Below are 16,138 nucleotides of genomic sequence, written 5' to 3' on the forward strand. Positions count from 1 at the left end.
AATACAAGCTTACGAATTTTCTGTGAGGGCACGCCCATGAATAGAGGTCTCCACCAGCCTGGTGAGTTCCGCGACAACTGCGGCTTCGGCTTGATCGCCCATATGGAAGGCCAGGCGAGCCACGATCTGTTGAAGACGGCAATCGAGTCGCTGACCTGCATGACCCACCGCGGTGGCATCAATGCCGATGGCAAGACCGGCGATGGCTGTGGGCTGCTGCTCTCCATGCCCGACGCGTTCATGCGCGGTGTGGCCAGCGATGAGCTGGGGATAACGCTTGGCGAGCAGTACGCGGTAGGCAGCGTCTTCCTGCCCGACGACGACGTTCGTGAGGCCGACGCCCGTGACACTTTTGAAGCCGAATTGCGTGAGCGCGGGCTCGAGGTGCTCGGCTGGCGCAGCGTTCCCCACGATTCGAGTGTATGCGGCCCCATCGCCCAGGCGTGCCAGCCCAGGATCCGTCAGATCTTTGTCGCCCCCAATGCCGAGCGCAGCGACGACACGCTGTTCAACGTCGATCTGTTCATGGCGCGCCGCCGCGCCGAGCAGAAGCTTGCCCGCGAAGAGGACTTCTACGTCAGTTCGCTCTCCTCCAAGGTCATCTCCTACAAAGGATTGATGATGCCGGAGGACCTGCCGACCTTCTATCTTGATTTCGGTGACGAGCGCATGGAGATCTCCATCGCCGTCTACCACCAGCGTTTTTCCACCAACACCGCGCCGCGCTGGCCGCTGGCGCAACCGTTTCGCTTCCTCGCCCACAACGGCGAGATCAACACTATCGAGGCGAACCGCAACTGGGCCAACGCGCGCAAGGCGAATTTCGTCTCCGAGCTGCTGCCCGACATCACCGAGCTCGACCAGGTCGTCAACACCGAGGGGTCCGACTCCTCGAGCATGGACAACATGCTCGAGGTGCTGATGACCGGCGGCATGGAGCTCTACCGCGCAGTGCGCCTGATGGTGCCGCCGGCATGGCAGAACGTGGAGAGCATGGATGGCGACCTGCGAGCCTTCTATGAGTATAACTCGATGCACATGGAGGCTTGGGACGGCCCGGCCGGCATCGTCGTGACCGACGGCCGCCATGCGGTGTGCATGCTCGATCGCAACGGCCTGCGTCCGGCGCGCTGGGTGATTACCGACAACGGCTACATCACCGTGGCCTCCGAGATCGGCATCTGGAACTACTCGCCCGAGAGCGTGGTGGCCAAGGGCCGTGTCGGGCCGGGCCAGATCCTGTCGGTGGATACCCACACCGGCGAGGTACTGCATACCGACGATATCGACGAGCGGCTCAAGAGCGCCTACCCCTACAAGCGCTGGCTTAACGAGAACGCCAGTTACCTCGAGTCCTCGTTGACCGAGCTGGCGCGTTTCCAGCCGATGGAGATCGATGAGCTCGGCATCTACCAGAAGATGTTCCTGGTCACCAACGAGGAGCGCGACCAGATCCTACGTCCGCTGGCCGAATCGGGCCAGGAGGCGGTCGGTTCGATGGGCGATGACACGCCGATGGCAGTGCTCTCGAGCCAGCCGCGGCCGTTGACCGACTACTTCCGCCAGAAGTTCGCCCAGGTCACCAACCCGCCCATCGATCCGTTGCGCGAAGCGATCGTGATGTCGCTCGAGACCTGCATGGGTGCCGAGCTCAACGTCTTCAAGGCCACACCCGAGCATGCTCACCGCCTGATCCTGACCACGCCGATACTGTCGCCGCGCAAGTTCATGGCATTGACGCATCACGAGGACGAGGCCTTCGCCAGTGACACGCTGTCGCTGGGTTACGATCCCGAGTCGCTCGGGCTCAAGCAGGCCATCGTCTCGCTCTGTCAGCAGGCCGAGGAGTCGGCGCGCAGCGGCAAGGTGGTGCTGGTGCTCTCGGACTGCGGACTGACCAAGGGGTATCTGCCGATTCACCCGGCACTCGCCGTCGGCGCGGTGCACCACCATCTGGGCGGCAAGGGGTTGCGCACCCACGTCAATATCGTCGTCGAGACCGGCTTCGCCCGCGATTCGCACCAGATGGCGGTTCTTTTCGGGGTTGGTGCCACGGCGGTCTATCCCTATCTCGCCTACCAGGTGATGGCCGACATGCAGCGCACCGGCGACCTGGTGGGCAACCCGGCGGATGCTCGCGAGAATTATCGCAAGGGCATGCAGAAGGGGCTGCTCAAGATCCTCTCCAAGATGGGCATTTCGCACATCGCCTCCTATCGTGGTGCGCAGCTGTTCGAGGCGGTGGGGCTCTCGTCGGAGGTGATGGAGCTGTGCTTCCCGGGCATGGCCTCGCGTATCGAGGGAACCGGCTTCGCCGAGCTGCAGTTGCAGCAGGAGCTGCTGGCGCGGGAGGCGTGGATTGCGCGCAAGACCACGCGTCAAGGCGGCTTCTACAAGTATGTCCATGGCTACGAGTACCATGCCTACAACCCGGATGTGATCAAGGCGCTGCAGGCCGCCGTGCAGGAGGGCGACTACGCCAAGTGGAAGCAATACGCGCAGCTGGTCAACGAGCGGCCGGTCGCCACCATCCGCGACCTGCTCAAGCTCAAGTTGTCCGAGCAGCCGATACCGCTCGACGAGGTCGAGCCGGTGGAGTCGCTGATTCCGCGCTTCGACAGTGCCGGGATGTCGCTGGGAGCGCTGTCGCCGGAGGCCCACGAGGCGCTGGCCCAGGCAATGAACGAGGCCGGCGGTCGCTCCAACTCCGGCGAGGGGGGCGAGGATCCAGCGCGCTACGGCACCATCCGCTCCTCCAAGATCAAGCAGATCGCCTCCGGACGCTTCGGGGTCACCCCGGCCTACCTGGCCAATGCCGAGGTGCTGCAGATCAAGGTTGCCCAGGGCGCCAAACCCGGCGAGGGCGGCCAGCTGCCGGGCAGCAAGGTCAACGAGCTGATCGCACGGCTGCGCTATGCGGTGCCCGGCGTCACCCTGATCTCGCCGCCGCCGCACCACGATATCTACTCCATCGAGGATCTGGCCCAGCTGATATTCGATCTCAAGCAGGTCAATCCCGAGGCGCTGGTCTCGGTCAAGCTGGTCTCCGAGCCGGGGATCGGCACCGTCGCCACCGGCGTGGCCAAGGCCTATGCCGACCTGATCACCGTCTCGGGCTATGACGGCGGCACCGCAGCGAGCCCGCTGACCTCGATCAAGCACGCCGGCAGCCCCTGGGAGCTGGGCCTGCCCGAGGTGCATCAGGCGCTGCGCATCAACGGGCTGCGCGACAAGATCCGCCTGCAGACCGATGGAGGCCTGAAGACCGGCCTCGATGTGGTCAAGGCGGCGATTCTCGGCGCAGAGAGCTTCGGCTTCGGCACCGCGCCGATGGTCTCGCTGGGCTGCATCTACCTGCGCATCTGCCACCTCAACAATTGTGCCACCGGCGTCGCCACGCAGAACGACTATCTGCGCGACGAGCACTTCCGCGGCACGGTGGACATGGTCAAGAACTACTTCCGTTTCGTTGCCGAAGAGGCGCGTGAGATCATGGCCTCACTCGGCGTGAGCCAGTTGACAGACCTGATCGGACGCACCGACCTGCTCGAGAAGATCGAAGGGCTGACCAGTTCGCAGCGCAAGCTCGAACTCGGCCCGCTGCTCGGCAACGACTGGGTGCCGAGCGATGCACCGCGCTTCTGTCAGGTCCAGCGCAACATGCCGCATGACTTGGCAACCAAGAACGAGGAGATTCTCGATGCGCTCAAGGAGAGTATCGAGCACAAGTCGGGCGGCGAGTTCAGCTTTACCATCAGCAACTGCGACCGCTCGGTGCCGGCGCGGGTCTCAGGCGAGGTGGCCAAGCGCTACGGCGAGGCGGGCCTCGAGGATGCACCGATCACCCTGCGACTGACCGGGGTGGCGGGGCAGAGCTTCGGCGTATGGAACGCCCGCGGCCTGAACATCTATCTCGAGGGCGATGCCAACGACTACGTGGGCAAGGGGATGAACGGCGGCAAGCTGATCATCACACCGCCCAAGGGCAGTCGCTTCGAGAGCCACAAGACCGCCATCGTCGGCAACACCTGCCTGTATGGCGCGACCGGCGGCAAGCTGTTCGCCGCGGGTACCGCCGGCGAGCGCTTCGCGGTGCGCAACTCCGGTGCCCATGCCGTGATCGAGGGCGCGGGGGATCACTGCTGTGAATACATGACCAGCGGCCTGGTCTGCGTACTTGGCGATACCGGCCTCAACTTCGGTGCCGGCATGACCGGAGGCTTCGCCTATGTGCTCGATCAGGATCGCAGCTTCGTGGATCGCTACAACCATGAGCTGGTCGAGATTCACCGGGTGAATACCGAGATGATGGAGGCATATCGTCGCCATTTGCGTGAAGTGATCCAGGAGTACGTGGCCGAGACGCAATCCGTGCGGGGGCAGGAGATTCTGAGCAACTTCTCGGACTATATCCGCCACTTCTGGCTGGTGAAGCCCAAAGCGGCAAGCCTGAACGGCCTGCTGGCCGAATCACGCCGGCGGCCCGAGTAGCCTCGGCTGCTCGATCGAGATAGAGGAGAAACACAACATGGCTAACCGTTTATCCAACGATTTCCAGTTTATCGATGTGGCTCGCCAGGACCGCCCGAAGAAGGATGCCAGGCTGCGGGCCAAGGAGTTCACCGAGATCTATGAACCGTTCCGCCCTCAGGATGCCGCGAGTCAGGCACATCGCTGCCTGCACTGCGGCAATCCCTACTGCGAGTGGAAGTGCCCGGTCCACAATTACATTCCCAACTGGCTGAAGCTGGTCAGCGAGGGCAATATTCTCGAGGCCGCGGAGCTATCGCACCGCACCAACACGCTGCCGGAGGTGTGCGGGCGCGTCTGCCCCCAGGAGCGGCTGTGCGAGGGTGCCTGCACTCTCAACGACGGCTTCGGTGCGATCACCATCGGCTCGATCGAGAAGTATATTGCCGAGACCGCCTTCGCCATGGGCTGGCGCCCGGACATGTCCAAGGTGACCTGGACCGACAAGCGCGTGGCGGTGATCGGCGCCGGACCTGCAGGGCTTGGCTGCGCCGATATCCTGGCGCGCAATGGCGTAAAGCCGGTGGTCTACGACCGCTATCCTGAGATCGGTGGCCTGATCACCTTCGGCATTCCCGAGTTCAAGCTCGAAAAGCACGTCATGAAGCGTCGCCGCGCGATCTTCGAGGAGATGGGCATCGAGTTCCGTCTCAACGTCGAGATCGGGCGTGACATCGAGTTCCAGCAGCTCCTCGACGAATACGATGCCGTGTTCATGGGCATGGGCACCTACAAGTACATGCAGGGCGGCTTCCCCGGCGAAGACATGCCCGGCGTGCACAAGGCGCTCGACTTCCTGATCGACAACATCAACCACAACCTCGGCTACCACGTGGCGACCGACGAGCACGTCTCGATGAAGGGCAAGCGTGTGGTAGTGCTGGGCGGCGGCGACACCGCCATGGACTGCAATCGCACCTCGATCCGTCAGGGGGCTTCCAGCGTGACCTGTGCCTATCGCCGCGACGAGGGCAACATGCCCGGTTCCCGGCGCGAGGTGGCCAGTGCCCGCGAGGAGGGCGTCGAGTTCCTGTTCAACCGCCAGCCGGTGGCAATCGTCGGCGAGGAGAAGGTCGAGGGCGTCAAGCTGGTGCGCACGCGGATGGGCGAGCCCGACGAGAAGGGCCGTCGCCGCGCCGAGGTGGTGCCGGGCTCGGAGGAGGTGCTCTCCGCCGACGCGGTGATCATCGCCTTCGGCTTCCAGCCCAGTGAAATCGCCTGGTTCGAGACCCACGACATCCAGATCGACGACCGCGGACGGGTGGTGGCCAAGGAGCAGGGCAAGCTCGATAAGGGCAAGTTCGCCTTTCAGACCAGCAACGAGAAGGTCTTCGCCGGCGGCGACATGGTGCGCGGCTCCGACCTGGTGGTGACCGCCGTCTTCGAGGGTCGCCAGGCCGCCGAGGGGATTCTCGACTACCTCGAGGTGTAACCCACCACTGCTTGTGATAGGCGTTCGCCCTGGCCACTGGCCGGGGCGTTTTCGTTTGCACTCTCCTCCCGGCCGCGAGCTCTTCTAGACTCAAGGTATCTCACATCGACAAGAGGCGGAGCGATATGAACGACGCGTTGGCATCATTAGGGCTGTTATCCCCGGACGAGAGGCCCGTTGCCCCCGAGCAGTTGACCTTCGATGACGATGGCCGCATTCCCAACACTCGTCTGGCGACGCTGCATTTTCGCTCGCGGGGCGTCGACCCTGCGCTGGACCAGGAGGCGTTGGCGCAACGCTTCGCGAGCCTATTTACCGCCCATGGCTGGAAGCCGAGCTGGCGCGGGGGCGTCTATGACTATCATCACTATCACTCTATCGCGCACGAAGGCTTTGGTGCGCTTGCCGGCTGGGGACTCCTGCGCCTGGGGGGCGAGGCGGGGCGTGATGTGGAGGTGCGCGCAGGTGATGTCCTGGTGCTGCCCGCCGGTACGGGGCATTGCCATGTCCAATCCAGCGATGACTTTCTGCTGCTTGCGGCCTATCCCGTGGACCAGCCCGAACTCGACCTGCTGCGGGCTGACCCGGCCGAGCATGATGCGGCGGTGACGCGCATCGCCAAGGTGAGCCGTCCCCAGTACGATCCGCTGGGGGGCACCATGACGCAGTGGTGGCGCTGAGCCTGTGCCGTAAAGGCCAAAATTGAGCGCCGGGGTCGAATCTGCTACTCTGTCGACCCATCCTGGCGTGGTTTCCTTCTGCGCCTTCTGATCACGTTTCGACAGGTTCTTCATGACACGATATATCTTCGTGACCGGCGGCGTTGTGTCCTCTCTCGGCAAGGGCATTGCGTCGGCTTCGCTGGCGGCGATTCTCGAGGCTCGCGGCCTCAAGGTCACCATGCTCAAGCTGGATCCCTATATCAATGTCGATCCCGGCACCATGAGCCCTTTCCAGCATGGTGAGGTATTCGTCACCGAAGATGGCGCTGAAACCGATCTCGATCTGGGGCACTACGAGCGCTTCATCCGCACCAAGATGACCCAGGGCAACAACTTCACCACCGGCCGCGTCTACGAGAACGTGCTGCGAAAGGAACGCCGCGGCGATTACCTGGGTGGCACGGTGCAGGTGATCCCGCACATCACCGATGAGATCAAGCGGCGGGTCTACGAGGGTGGCGAGGGTTTCGACGTGGCGCTGGTCGAGATCGGCGGTACCGTCGGCGATATCGAGTCGCTGCCGTTTCTCGAGTCGATTCGCCAGATCAGAAGTGAGCTTGGCGCCAACCGCGCGATCTTCATGCACCTGACGCTTGTGCCCTATATCAAGACCGCCGGCGAGACCAAGACCAAGCCGACCCAGCACAGCGTCAAGGAGCTGCGCTCGATCGGTATCCAGCCTGACATCCTGATCTGCCGAAGCGAAGTCGAACTCGAGGAGAGCGAGCGGCGCAAGATCGCGCTGTTCACCAATGTCGAGGAGCGTGCGGTGGTGCCGCTGCAGGATGCCGATACCATTTACCGCATTCCGCTGATGCTGCACGAACATGGTCTTGACGAGATCGTCTGCGACAAGCTGCGCCTCGAGGCGCAACCGGCCGACCTCGCCGAGTGGATTCATGTCCTCGACGCCAAGCTCAATCCGCTCAAATCGATCAACATCGCCATGGTCGGCAAGTACATGGAGCTGCTCGACGCCTACAAGTCGCTCAACGAGGCGCTGATCCATGCCGGCATCCAGAGCCGGGTCAAGATCAACATCGACTACATCGATGCCGAGATCATCGAGCGCCAGGGCACCGAGCGGCTGGCCGGCAAGGATGCCATTCTGGTGCCGGGCGGCTTCGGCGAGCGCGGCGTGGAGGGCAAGATCGCCACGGCCCGTTATGCCCGCGAGAACAAGGTGCCCTATCTCGGCATCTGCCTGGGCATGCAGGTGGCGGTGATCGAGTTCGCCCGGCATATTGCCGGTTGGGAGGACGCCAACTCCACCGAGTTCACCCGCGATACTCTGCATCCGGTGGTGGGCCTGATCACCGAATGGATCAACGCCGAAGGCAAGATCGAGCTGCGTGACGAGGCCTCCGACCTGGGGGGCACCATGCGTCTCGGCGGACAGCTCTGTCACCTCAAGGCGGGCTCCAAGGCGCGTGAGGCCTATGGGGCCGATGAGATTGTCGAGCGTCACCGCCACCGCTTCGAGGTCAACAACCAGTTCATCGACGAGCTGGAGAAGGCCGGGTTGATCGTCTCCGGCAAGAGCGTCGATCAGTCGCTGGTCGAGATGATCGAGCTGCCCGATCACCCCTGGTTCGTGGCGTGCCAGTTCCACCCGGAGTTCACCTCAACCCCGCGTGACGGCCATCCGCTGTTCTCCGGCTTCGTCAATGCCGCGCTTGAGCACAAGAACGTGCGGGCCCGCCTGCATGCTCAGGCGCAACCCCAGGGCTGAGAAGCAAGGAGTCGATTATGAGCGATCAGGAGAAGATCATTGAATTCGCCGGCCTTAGGGCCGGCAATTCATTACCGCTGATGCTGTTTGGCGGCATGAATGTACTCGAGTCCCGCGAGCTGGCGCTCGAGGTTGCCGCGGCCTATGTCGAGGTCACGTCCAAGCTCGGTATCCCCTATGTATTCAAGGCGAGCTTCGACAAAGCCAACCGCAGTTCGATCCACTCCTATCGTGGCCCCGGCCTCGAGAAGGGGCTTGAGGTCCTCGCCGAGGTGAAGTCGCGCTTCGGTGTGCCGGTCATCACCGACGTTCACGAGCCCTGGCAGGCGGCGCCCGCCGCCGAGGTGGCCGATATCATCCAGCTGCCGGCGTTTCTGGCGCGCCAGACCGACCTGGTGGTGGCCATGGCAGCCACTGGTGCCGTGATCAACATCAAGAAGCCGCAATTCCTGGCCCCCCAGGAGATGCGCCATATCCTCAGCAAGTGCCGCGAGGCCGGTAACGACCGCTTGATTCTTTGCGAGCGCGGCTCGAGCTTCGGCTACAACAATCTCATCGTCGACATGCTGGGGTTCGGCGACATGAAGCAGACCGGCTACCCGCTGTTCTTCGATGTCACCCATTCGCTGCAGCGCCCCGGCGGGCGTGCCGACAGTGCTGACGGCCGGCGCGCCCAGGTCGCGGAGCTGGCGCGGGCCGGCGTTGCCGTAGGGCTTGCCGGGCTGTTTCTCGAAGCGCATCCGGACCCGGACGCCGCGCTGTGCGATGGTCCATGTGCGCTGCCGCTGGACCAGCTCGAGCCGTTCCTTACCCAGCTCAAGGTGCTCGACGACCTCGTCAAGGGGTTTGCGCCACTGGAGATTACCTGAGCGCCGCCACGCGCAACCGAGCCCGATTCATTGCCACAACCGTTGATTGATTAAGGACGATACAACATGACCACTATTGTCGATATTCGCGCCCTCGAGGTTCTAGACTCCCGCGGCAACCCCACCGTTCAGGCCGAGGTCGTGCTGGAGAGTGGAGCGAAGGGGGTGGCCTGCGCCCCGAGCGGCGCCTCCACCGGCTCCCGCGAGGCGCTTGAGCTGCGCGATGGCGACAAGTCCCGCTATCTGGGCAAGGGCGTGCTGAAGGCCGTGGAGGCCGTGAACGGCAAGATTCGCGATGCGTTGCTTGGCATGGATGCCAACGACCAGCGCAAGCTTGATGGGGCGATGCTCAAGCTCGACGGCACCGACAACAAGGCAAGCCTGGGGGCCAACGCCATTCTCGCCGTGTCGCTGGCTGCCGCCAAGGCCGCCGCTGCCGACAAGGGCGTCGAGCTCTATGCGCATATCGCCGAGCTCTATGGCCAGCCGGAGTCCTTCAGCATGCCGGTGCCGATGATGAACATCCTCAACGGTGGCGAGCACGCCGACAACAATGTCGATATCCAGGAGTTCATGGTTCAGCCGGTGGGGGCGACCAACTTCCGCGAAGGCCTGCGCATGGGGGCGGAGATTTTCCACGCGTTGAAAAAGGTGCTCACCGCCCGCGGTCTGGCCACTGCCGTGGGCGACGAGGGTGGCTTTGCCCCCAACCTCTCCTCCAATGCCGAGGCGCTCGAGGTCATTCAGCAGGCGGTCGAAGATGCCGGCTATCAACTGGGGCGTGACGTGACCCTGGCGCTCGACTGCGCCTCTTCCGAGTTCTACAAGGATGGCCAGTACGACCTGGCGGGTGAAGGCAAGGCCTATGATGCCTCGGGCTTCGTCGACTACCTGGCCGAGCTGTGCGACCAGTATCCGATCGTCTCCATCGAGGATGGCATGGACGAATCCGACTGGGATGGCTGGAAGGCATTGACCGACAAGCTTGGCGATCGCGTGCAGTTGGTCGGCGATGATCTGTTCGTCACCAACACCAAGATCCTCAAGCGCGGAATCGATGAGAAGATCGGCAACTCGATCCTGATCAAGTTCAACCAGATCGGCTCGCTCTCCGAGACGCTGGAGGCGATCAAGATGGCGCAGGATGCGGGTTTCACCGCGGTGATTTCGCACCGTTCCGGCGAAACCGAGGATACCACCATCGCCGACCTGGCCGTGGGTACCTCGGCAGGTCAGATCAAGACAGGCTCACTGTGCCGCAGCGACCGCGTCGCCAAGTACAACCGCCTGCTGGTGATCGAGCAGCAGCTCGGCGACAGGGCGCGTTATCCGGGGCTGGCGGCGATTAAAGGACAAGGATAGACACTTAGTATGAGGGCTCTCCATGCGCGGGGTTTACTCCCCGCGTTGAGTTTTGTTACCTTGACATTATATTCGTGATCCTTGTAACATTAAGAAATCGATTTTTACCTCCTCTGCGTAATCTATCACTTCATTTGATGTAAGAGATTACGGACAAGAGGAGCGTCTTATCGCTTGCTCGATACGTATGACGGTTCTCTTGCAGGGCATTGCCGATCGGTAATGACCTGATTTGCATCGATTCAATTTGCCTTGCTTTACCCTCCTTGTTGTGCAGCGTTTTGAGAAACGTTGTTTCTCATCCCTTGCCCCCTGTTTGAGTCTTGCCTCCTACCTGCCACACTTCATTCAGGACATGGAGAGGCAGTCGCTTTTCCGGCAGGATGCATCGGGATGCAGAAATGGTGAGCCAGGTGCGACATGATGTCGCCTCCGGGCAGGGAAACCAAGGGAGAAAGAGCGGAGGGAACTGCTCAAGGAGTGGCTAGGAGCGGGCGACCTTCGGGTCGCCCTTGTCGATTGATCGACCAGCCAAGCAGCCCGTCAGGTAAATAACGACGCCGAATGCCTCGCATTCGGCGTCGCCATGTCTGGCGTAGCGGTTTTCAGCGTTCGAGCTGCTCAAGCTTGCCCGGCTTGCCGTCCCACTCCTCGGCGTCGGCTGGCGGATCCTTCTTCTCGGTGATGTTTGGCCACACCTCGGCGAGTTCGGCATTGAGCTCGATGAAGGCCTGCTGCCCCTCCGGTAGCTCATCTTCCGAGAAGATCGCCTCGGCAGGGCACTCCGGCTCACACAAGGCGCAGTCGATACACTCGTCAGGATGGATGACCAGGAAGTTGGGGCCTTCGTAGAAGCAGTCGACCGGGCAGACCTCTACGCAATCGGTGTACTTGCACTTGATGCAGTTCTCGGTGACGACGAATGTCATGTGACTTCCCCTCGGTCGTTTTCCTGACGGCGCTCGGTTGCCTGCCGATACCGTGAATAGGGTTATAAGCACGCTGCTCTATATAAGCGGCCATTCTAATGGCGACATATTCTAGTGGTGTCGCCAGGGCCCAGCAAGACGCCGTGACAAACGCCTTTCGATCATTTTGGCATGAGGTCATGCCCACTTCATATGCGTTCCCGCCAAGCGTAGAGCAATTCGAGTGCCTGGCGCGGAGTCAACTCATCCATGCTGAGGGCCGAAAGCTCCTCGATCAACGGGTGGGGCGCCGTGGCAAACAGGTCGTTCTGGATCGGCGTGGCGTAGCCATCGGCGGGTGCCGTGGAGATGGAGGGACGGCCATGATCCACCTCATGTTGCTCCAGCTGAGCCAGCTTCTCACGGGCCCGCGCGATCACCCCCTGGGGCACACCGGCAAGCTGTGCGACCTGAAGTCCGTAGCTCTGGCTTGCCGGCCCCTCCTCGACGCGATGCATGAAGACGATCCCATCGCGGTGCTCGGCGGCCGTCAGATGCACGTTGGCCACTCCCTCGGCCTGTTCGGGCAGGGCGGTCATCTCGAAGTAGTGAGTGGCGAACAGCGTGAAGGCGCGGGTCCGGGTCAGATGCTCGGCACTCGCCCAGGCCAGTGACAGGCCGTCGAAGGTACTGGTGCCGCGGCCGATCTCGTCCATCAGTACCAGGCTCAAGTCGGTGGCATTGTGCAGGATGTTGGCGGTCTCGGTCATCTCGACCATGAAGGTCGAGCGACCGCCTGCCAGGTCATCGCTGGAACCGATGCGGGTGAAGATGCGATCCACCGGGCCGATCTCGGCATCGTCGGCGGGCACGAAGCTGCCGGTATGGGCAAGCAGGGTGATCAGTGCCGCCTGGCGCATGTAGGTCGACTTGCCGCCCATGTTGGGGCCGGTGATCACCAGCATGCGACGCTTGTCGTCGAGTATCAGGTCGTTGGGCACGAAGGGTGCCTCGCTGACCCGCTCCACTACCGGATGCCGGCCGCCGTGAATGGCGATGCCCGGCGTCTCGGCGAGTCGAGGGCGGGTGAAGTCGAGCACCTGGGCGCGTTCGGCGAAGCTTGCCAGCACATCCAGGGTGGCCAGGGCACGGCTGCTGGCCTGGAGCTGGTCGAGTTCGGCATTCAGGGTGTCGAGCAGGGCATCATAGAGCAGCTTCTCGCGGGCAAGGGCGCGTGACTTGGCCGACAACGCCTTGTCCTCGAACTCCTTGAGCTCGGGAATGATGAAGCGCTCGGCGTTCTTCAGCGTCTGGCGACGTTGGTAGTCGATCGGTATCTCGCGGGCCTGGGCGCGGGGGATCTCGATATAGTAGCCATGCACGCGGTTGTAGCCGACCTTGAGCCCGGCAAGGCCGGTACGCTCGCGCTCGCGGGTCTCGAGCTTGATCAGGTAGTCGCCGGCGTGCTCGGCCAAACCGCGGTACTCATCGAGCTCTGCATCGAAACCGTTGGCAATCACCCCGCCGTCGCGAATCACCACTGGCGGATTGTCGACCAGCGCACGGGTCAGGGTCTCGGCAAGTTCAGGATAGGGGCGAATATGGCGGCGCAGCGCATCCAGCGTCGAGCCTTCGGCGAATTCGCCCAGCGACGTCTGCAGGACGGGAAGTGCATTGAGTGCATCGCGCAGGCGGGCCAGGTCGCGGGGCCGGGCGCTATAGAGCGCGACCCGGGCAAGGATGCGCTCGACATCGCCGATCGCGCCAAGCGTGTCGCGCAGTGCCACAAACGCCTCACGCTCCAGCAGCAGGGTAACGGCGGCCTGGCGCTCGCCCAGTTGGGCGCGATCGCGCAGCGGGCGGTTGAGCCAGCGCTTGAGCAAGCGCGAGCCCATGGCGGTGGCGGTGGTGTCGAGCACGTTGGCCAGGGTGTTGTCGGGGCTACCGCCGAGGTTGATGTCGATCTCTAGGTTGCGCCGGGTGGCGGCGTCGATCACCACCGCGTCGTCGCGGTTCTCCACGCCAATGGCGGTGACGTGGGGCAGCCGCGAGCGCTGGGTATCGCGGGCATACTCGATCAATACTCCAGCGGCGGTCAGTGCGGCACGCAGATGGGCACAGCCGAAGCCGCGCATATCCTGCACGTTGAACTGATCGCACAGGGTGCGCGTGGCGGCGTCGAGATCGAATAGCCAGTCACTCTGGCGGCGCACGCCGTTGCGCCCGGCAAGTGCCGGGGGAAGATCGATGCCGTCGGCCACCAGCAGCTCGGCGGGGGCGAGGCGCTGGATCTCGGCGAGCATGTCGGCTTCGCCCTCCACCTCGAGCAGGCTGAAGCGCCCGCTGGAGAGCTCCAGCCAGGCTAGCCCCCAGCAGTGGCCAGCAGGGTGCAGGGCCAGCAACAGGTTGTCGCGGCGTGCATCGAGCAGCGCCTCGTCATACAGCGTGCCGGGGGTGACGATACGCACCACCTTGCGATCCACCGGCCCCTTGGAGGTGGCGGGGTCGCCGATCTGCTCGCAGATCGCCACCGATTCGCCGGCCTTGACCAGCCTTGCCAGGTAGCCCTCGGCACTGTGGTAGGGTACGCCGGCCATGGGGATCGGCTTGCCGGCCGACTGGCCGCGGCTGGTCAGGGTGATGTCGAGCAGGGCGGCGGCACGTCTGGCGTCGTCGAAGAAGAGTTCGTAGAAGTCGCCCATGCGATAGAACAGCAGCACGTCGGGGTGCTCGCGCTTGATCTTCAGGAACTGGGTCATCATCGGCGTGTGCTGCACGCTGGCCTGAGACATGGGAGTCCTTGATACTTGAGTGGGTCGTAAGGCCTTGCAGCGACCCTGCGGTCGCTGCGAAAAGCCACTATTCTACGCTGACCAAAGCGATCCGTCAGTCTGTCGATAGCAGGAGAAACCCATGTCACTCCCCGCCAATAACCTTGAAAGCCTTGCCCCGGCCGCGCTTGGCGAAAGGCTCGGCGAGCTGTGTCGCGCTCGGGCGATCAACGTGACCACTGCGGAGTCGTGCACCGGCGGCGGGGTGGCCTGCGCCATCACCGCCGTGGCTGGCAGTTCCGACTACTTCGAGACTGGTTACGTGACCTATAGCAATGCCGCCAAGACGCGCCTGCTCGGCGTACCTGGCGCGTTGATCGAGCGCTGCGGTGCGGTCAGTCGCGAGGTGGTCGAGGCGATGGTGGCCGGTGCCTGTCGCGACAGCGGTGCGGCGTTGGGGGTGGCGATCAGCGGCGTCGCTGGCCCCGGTGGTGGCAGCGAGGAGAAGCCGGTGGGCACGGTATGGCTAGCCTGGGGCAGTCATGACCAGCAGCAGGCCGAACGCCATCACTTCCCTGGCGACCGCGAGGCCATCCGCCACCAAGCGGTACAGCTTGCCCTCGCCGGACTGATCGCGCGGCTCGAACGCTAAAAAATTGCGAGAACGGTAGGCGCGCCGCGCTTTTTTCTCCATAATACTGTGCAGTCATACAGTGCTCAGTTCCCTCTCGTCATCGTAGGAGGCCCTTAATGGCTCAGGACGATAATCGCTCCAAGGCGCTCAACGCCGCTCTTTCCCAAATCGAACGCCAGTTCGGCAAGGGTACCGTGATGCGGCTGGGCGATACCCCGCGCGTCGTCATGCCGTCGGTATCCACCGGCTCCCTGGGGCTGGATATCGCACTGGGCATCGGCGGGCTTCCCTATGGTCGGGTGGTCGAGATCTTCGGCCCGGAATCCTCGGGCAAGACCACCCTGACGCTGTCGGTGATCGCCCAGGCCCAGAAACAGGGCAAGACCTGCGCCTTCATCGACGCCGAGCACGCGCTGGATCCGAGCTATGCCGAGAAGCTTGGCGTGAACCTCGATGACCTGCTGGTCTCGCAGCCCGACACCGGTGAGCAGGCGCTCGAGATCTGCGACATGCTGGTGCGCTCCGGCGGCGTCGACGTGATCGTCATCGACTCGGTGGCCGCGCTCACCCCGCGTGCCGAGATCGAGGGCGAGATGGGCGACTCCCACGTCGGCCTGCAGGCACGTCTAATGTCCCAGGCGCTGCGCAAGGTGACCGGACACATCAAGAACGCCAACTGCATGGTGATCTTCATCAACCAGATCCGCATGAAGATCGGCGTGATGTTCGGTAGTCCGGAAACCACCACCGGCGGCAATGCGCTGAAGTTCTACGCCAGCGTGCGTCTGGATATCCGCCGTACCGGTTCGGTGAAGCAGGGCGACGAGGTTACCGGCAACGAAACCCGCGTCAAGGTGGTCAAGAACAAGGTGGCGCCGCCGTTCCGCCAGGCCGAGTTCCAGATTCTCTACGGCAAGGGCATCTACCATGCCGGTGAGGTCGTCGATCTGGGCGTGCAGTGCAACCTGATCGACAAGGCGGGCGCCTGGTACAGCTACAAGGGCAACAAGATCGGTCAGGGCAAGGCCAACGCCGCCCAGTTCCTCGAGGACAATCCGGCGATCATGGACGAGATCGAGACGCAGATTCGCGGTCAGCTGCTGGCCACCGTCGAGCCGAAGGCCGAGACCGAATCCGCCGTTCCCGAAGCGAGCGGCGAGGACGACCTGCTCTAACTC

10 protein-coding genes are annotated in these 16,138 nt (G+C 63.3%); 8 read left to right on the top strand and 2 right to left on the bottom strand.

Going from position 1 to position 16,138, the window contains the following annotated elements:
• Positions 1-36: 36 nt before the first annotated feature.
• From gltB to eno, 6 genes are all read left to right on the top strand, one after another.
• Positions 37-4,491, top strand: a complete 4,455-nt coding sequence (gene gltB / locus HJD22_RS12485; protein WP_208654802.1) for a glutamate synthase large subunit — start codon at positions 37-39, stop codon at positions 4,489-4,491.
• A 37-nt stretch (positions 4,492-4,528) separates the two neighbouring features.
• The gene (locus HJD22_RS12490; RefSeq protein ID WP_208654803.1) at positions 4,529-5,962 is read left to right on the top strand and encodes an FAD-dependent oxidoreductase; all 1,434 of its coding nucleotides are present in this window, start codon (positions 4,529-4,531) and stop codon (positions 5,960-5,962) included.
• Between the two features lie 125 nt (positions 5,963-6,087).
• Positions 6,088-6,642, top strand: a complete 555-nt coding sequence (locus HJD22_RS12495; RefSeq protein ID WP_208654804.1) for a cupin — start codon at positions 6,088-6,090, stop codon at positions 6,640-6,642.
• Positions 6,643-6,754: 112 nt separating this feature from the next.
• Positions 6,755-8,416, top strand: a complete 1,662-nt coding sequence (locus tag HJD22_RS12500) for a CTP synthase (RefSeq protein ID WP_208654805.1) — start codon at positions 6,755-6,757, stop codon at positions 8,414-8,416.
• A gap of 17 nt (positions 8,417-8,433) precedes the next feature.
• A complete protein-coding gene (gene kdsA, locus HJD22_RS12505; RefSeq protein ID WP_208654806.1) occupies positions 8,434-9,285 on the top strand; it encodes a 3-deoxy-8-phosphooctulonate synthase in 852 nt (283 codons plus the stop codon).
• Between the two features lie 66 nt (positions 9,286-9,351).
• Positions 9,352-10,647 carry a phosphopyruvate hydratase gene (eno, locus tag HJD22_RS12510; RefSeq protein WP_208654807.1) on the top strand — a complete coding sequence of 432 codons (1,296 nt, stop codon included), beginning with the start codon at positions 9,352-9,354 and terminating at the stop codon, positions 10,645-10,647.
• Between the two features lie 605 nt (positions 10,648-11,252).
• On the opposite strand, the gene fdxA is transcribed toward eno, so the two are convergent.
• Positions 11,253-11,576, bottom strand: a complete 324-nt coding sequence (gene fdxA, locus HJD22_RS12515) for a ferredoxin FdxA (protein ID WP_208654808.1) — start codon at positions 11,574-11,576, stop codon at positions 11,253-11,255.
• A 188-nt stretch (positions 11,577-11,764) separates the two neighbouring features.
• On the bottom strand, positions 11,765-14,347 hold the full coding sequence (gene mutS, locus HJD22_RS12520; protein WP_208654809.1) for a DNA mismatch repair protein MutS: 2,583 nt from the start codon (positions 14,345-14,347) through the stop codon (positions 11,765-11,767).
• 121 nt (positions 14,348-14,468) lie between these two features.
• Here mutS and HJD22_RS12525 point away from each other — a divergent pair, with 121 nt between their 5' ends.
• Together HJD22_RS12525 and recA are read left to right on the top strand one after the other, a co-directional pair.
• Entirely contained in the window at positions 14,469-14,978 is a 510-nt protein-coding gene (locus tag HJD22_RS12525; protein ID WP_208654810.1) for a CinA family protein, read from the top strand.
• A gap of 98 nt (positions 14,979-15,076) precedes the next feature.
• Entirely contained in the window at positions 15,077-16,135 is a 1,059-nt protein-coding gene (gene recA, locus HJD22_RS12530; protein WP_208654811.1) for a recombinase RecA, read from the top strand.
• Positions 16,136-16,138: the final 3 nt, after the last annotated feature.

Source organism: Halomonas sp. TA22 (assembly GCF_013009075.1).
GTDB lineage: Bacteria > Pseudomonadota > Gammaproteobacteria > Pseudomonadales > Halomonadaceae > TA22.

What these genes read in the sequence shown, in the direction of transcription:
- gltB (WP_208654802.1), top strand. Translation starts at nt 37, where the DNA reads ATGAATAGAGGTCTCCACCAGCCTGGTGAGTTCCGCGACAACTGCGGC.
- HJD22_RS12490 (WP_208654803.1), top strand. Translation starts at nt 4,529, where the DNA reads ATGGCTAACCGTTTATCCAACGATTTCCAGTTTATCGATGTGGCTCGC.
- HJD22_RS12495 (WP_208654804.1), top strand. Translation starts at nt 6,088, where the DNA reads ATGAACGACGCGTTGGCATCATTAGGGCTGTTATCCCCGGACGAGAGG.
- HJD22_RS12500 (WP_208654805.1), top strand. Translation starts at nt 6,755, where the DNA reads ATGACACGATATATCTTCGTGACCGGCGGCGTTGTGTCCTCTCTCGGC.
- kdsA (WP_208654806.1), top strand. Translation starts at nt 8,434, where the DNA reads ATGAGCGATCAGGAGAAGATCATTGAATTCGCCGGCCTTAGGGCCGGC.
- eno (WP_208654807.1), top strand. Translation starts at nt 9,352, where the DNA reads ATGACCACTATTGTCGATATTCGCGCCCTCGAGGTTCTAGACTCCCGC.
- fdxA (WP_208654808.1), bottom strand. Translation starts at nt 11,576, where the DNA reads ATGACATTCGTCGTCACCGAGAACTGCATCAAGTGCAAGTACACCGAT.
- mutS (WP_208654809.1), bottom strand. Translation starts at nt 14,347, where the DNA reads ATGTCTCAGGCCAGCGTGCAGCACACGCCGATGATGACCCAGTTCCTG.
- HJD22_RS12525 (WP_208654810.1), top strand. Translation starts at nt 14,469, where the DNA reads ATGTCACTCCCCGCCAATAACCTTGAAAGCCTTGCCCCGGCCGCGCTT.
- recA (WP_208654811.1), top strand. Translation starts at nt 15,077, where the DNA reads ATGGCTCAGGACGATAATCGCTCCAAGGCGCTCAACGCCGCTCTTTCC.